This is a genomic window from Salmonella sp. 2020_1395 (genome assembly GCF_043848115.1).
Classification (GTDB): Bacteria; Pseudomonadota; Gammaproteobacteria; order Enterobacterales; family Enterobacteriaceae; genus Salmonella; species Salmonella enterica.
In genome coordinates this window covers 1-3,226 of sequence record NZ_JBCMFH010000035.1, presented here as the reverse complement: position 1 = coordinate 3,226, position 3,226 = coordinate 1, and the positions used below count along the sequence as shown (strand labels likewise).

The following is a 3,226-nucleotide window of genomic DNA, read 5'->3' as shown; positions in this document are numbered from 1 at the left end:
TTGGTTTAGGAGAAACGATAAATCTCGCTGCGGGTGCACTGCAAAAATCGCAGAATGGCGGCGATATTCCGGACAAAAAACAATTTGCGAGAACTATCGGCGCGGTAACATCGACTACCATTACACTTGGTGAATCAGGCTGGTTCAAAATCGCCACGGTTGTAATGCCGCAGGCTACATCAACAGCGGTGATTAAACTGTACGGTGGGGCGGGGTTTAACGCTGGTTCACCTGAACAGGCGGCAATCAGCGAACTGGTATTGCGTGCCGGTAATGGCTCACCTGTTGGAATAACTGCCACGTTGTGGAGACGCTCGCCTGCTGCGGCTAACGAGGTCGCATGGGTTAATACATCAGGCGACACCTACGATATTTATATTAATATCGGCCAGTATGCGTACTGGTTAATTGCGCAATATGACTACACCGGTAATGCAAATGTCACGTTGCACAGTACGCCTGAATATTCATCAGTACAGCCGGGAAACTCAACCAGCGGTCAGACATATACAATTTACAGTAGTCTGATGAAACCAACAGCCGGTGATGTGGGTGCATTGCCGATTACAGGGGGACAGCTAAACGGTCCGTTAAGCATTGGTACTGACAATGCACTGGGCGGTAATTCAATTGTACTCGGTGATAACGATACCGGTTTTAAACAGAACGGTGACGGGATACTGGATACATACGCGAACAACCAGCACACCGTTCGTGTCGCTCCCGGTGAAATGATGGTTCTGGGAGCTATTCGCGCAGGCAAAGAAAAAAAACTGTCACTAACGAGTAATAATAATTCGACAATGACAGCCACGTTTAACTTATGGGGCGACGCAAACAGGCCCACTGTAATTGAACTGGATGATGATCAGGGATGGCAGTTATACAGCCAGCGAAACCCTGATGGTTCAGTCCTGTTTACGGTCAATGGCGATATCACCGCTAACGTACTGCGTGCAGGCGGGGCCATCTATCAGAATAACGGTGATATCTTTGGTTCGCTATGGGGAAATGGCTGGTTAAGTACCTGGATTAATAATAATCTCGTCTTAGATGTTCAGTTAGGGGCCGGCACATCAGTGACTACCTGGAACAATGCAGGGTCATGGCCTAACACTCCCGGATATGTAGTTACCTCCGTCTGGAAAGATTATCAGGGCGAAAATATTGATGGTATTAATTATGCGCCTTTGCAAAAACGAGTCGGGAATCAGTGGTATACCGTACAAGGGGGAACGGTATAATGAAAAAATATCAGAATATCAAAAATTTCAGACTGACTGACGCGCCTGTAAACAGGGGGAAAACTCAGGCCGAAATAAATATAGGTGCATATTTTCTGAAGTCAGACGACGGACAGGACTGGTATGAGTGTCAGTCATTATTTTCTGATGATACTGCAAAAATAATGTACGACCATGAAGGGGTTATCTGGGGTGTTGTTAATAAGCCAGTCCCGCAACGTGGCAACACATATTCTGTATCAATGTTGTGGCCGGTTAATATGTCTGTTGCGGAAATAGACGCTGCTGACTGTCCTGATGATTGCCGTGGTGATGGCTCATGGTTGTACAGGGATGGTAAGGTTTTACCCGTTCCGGTGGATTATCAGGCTAAGGCCGAAACCACCCGACAGAAACTACTGGATGCCGCTAACAGCGCCATTGCCGACTGGCGAACCGAACTGGCGTTGGGTGAAATAAGTGACGACGATAAGGCCAGCCTGACTAAATGGATGGCGTATATCAGGGCGCTTAAAACGCTGGATTTGAGCGGCGTGAAAGACTCAGCCACCTTCACGGAAATCAGGTGGCCTGAATTACCACAATAACGACTACTGGCTGGCTGGCTTATCCGGCCAGTCAGGATTTGAGGTATCCACCCGGTTTACCAGTACACTGTAGAGCTCCCAGGCGTCCAGCCGTTTAATCTCTTCATCTGTGGCAATTTTTAGTTTTACTGCCCGTGCCAGTGGCGCAATGACTGACTCTGCTCCGGCAAGGAGTTCCGCTTTTCTGGATTCAGCCTGTGCAACCAGTTCTTCAGGCGTATATTCGCGATGTTCAACCAGTACTGGGCCTCCTTTCCTGTGCTCAATATATTTTCCGTCCACCTGACCCTGCATAAGTTCATGGTAGTGTTCATCAGTCAGAGGAATTAGATCAGTCGGGCAATCTCCCGATTCGGTATCCGGCTTGTAGAAAAAACCTTTCTCTTTAAAGCTGTAATAATAATCGCTCATTTTATCTCCCAATCGCAAACCAGGCTACAGGGTAGTTATTTATATGATTACTGCTCGATGAATCTTTTGTAGCGGCAAAAAACTGGCTTTTACTCACCGGATATCCAAACGCGTTATCCACCGCCCCCCCCTGCTGATTATTGTTGGTGACAAATACAGCAAAGCAGGATGCCGGAAACTCTCGCGGGAAATTGTAGGTTCCGTTTGAGCTACCAAGTGTCCCCCATTGCATTATAAACCCGGTGCTTTCGTCACGAACCCATCCATAATCACCCAGACTGGCAGTATTTTTGCGGTTGTAATTGTTATTAAGGAAGTCATTCAGCCAGCCACCCCACACATCACCATATAAATTACCATCAGGAGCAACACGGCTTTTACCGCTCAATAAAATTTCTGTAGCTGTAATCCTGCCCGGCGCGCGAAATTCTCCGGTTGCAACATCAAATACCCATATTTTATCGTTAACATCAAAGTCTGTTTTCGCGTGAATTGCAATTTGTGGGAAATTAGTATTCCCACTAGTTAATATTCCGAAAGAGGCGGCTACAGGATAGCCAGACTCCAGTGAGACCTTTCCTTTCAGGAGCGGGAAAAAATTATTATCATTATTCTGACGGTGAACCATTGGTACACTAAACGGTGCTTCACTGCTTAACTGACCAGAAAATCCCCCCGCCCCCTCCGGCCAGTTATTATCAACAAGAGCCTGAAAATTTTTAGTCAGCATCTTTTTACTGTGCTGCAATTCATTTTCATTAAAATATCCTGCCAGCACGTTGTTAGCCATAAATGCCAGATTACCGTCGCCGTTCCCTTTGAGCCCGGTATCGTTATCACCGATAGCGATGGAACTACCGCCCAGTGTGTTATTAGTATTCACGCCGAAGGAAGATGTCTGTGGCAGGGTTAACTTCCCGTTCATCTCATCGCCAGTTTTCTGGACTGCGCCCGCAGCCAGATTTATCGTTTCGCCTAAACCAA

The 3,226-nt window shown here is 47.0% G+C and carries 3 protein-coding genes and 1 pseudogene; 2 read left to right on the top strand and 2 right to left on the bottom strand.

What is annotated here, in order from left to right; all coding sequences use genetic code 11:
• Window positions 1–1,244 (top strand): annotated as a pseudogene (locus ACH0WD_RS24370) (phage tail protein); the annotation flags it as partial.
• The gene (locus ACH0WD_RS24365) at window positions 1,214–1,831 is read left to right on the top strand and encodes a tail fiber assembly protein (RefSeq protein WP_006678265.1); all 618 of its coding nucleotides are present in this window, start codon (window positions 1,214–1,216) and stop codon (window positions 1,829–1,831) included. The pseudogene ACH0WD_RS24370 and the gene ACH0WD_RS24365, both read left to right, overlap by 31 nt.
• A gap of 3 nt (window positions 1,832–1,834) precedes the next feature.
• Here ACH0WD_RS24365 and ACH0WD_RS24360 read toward each other — a convergent pair whose 3' ends face one another.
• Both ACH0WD_RS24360 and ACH0WD_RS24355 read right to left on the bottom strand, forming a co-directional pair.
• A complete protein-coding gene (locus ACH0WD_RS24360; RefSeq protein ID WP_001747940.1) occupies window positions 1,835–2,242 on the bottom strand; it encodes a tail fiber assembly protein in 408 nt (135 codons plus the stop codon).
• Between the two features lies 1 nt (window position 2,243).
• Window positions 2,244–3,226, bottom strand: a 983-nt coding sequence (locus ACH0WD_RS24355; RefSeq protein ID WP_001749543.1) for a hypothetical protein, incomplete at its 5' end; no start/stop codon positions are given.

Bases quoted from the DNA above. Each gene is read 5' to 3' on its own strand.
- ACH0WD_RS24360 (WP_001747940.1), bottom strand. From the start codon at position 2,242: ATGAGCGATTATTATTACAGCTTTAAAGAGAAAGGTTTTTTCTACAAG.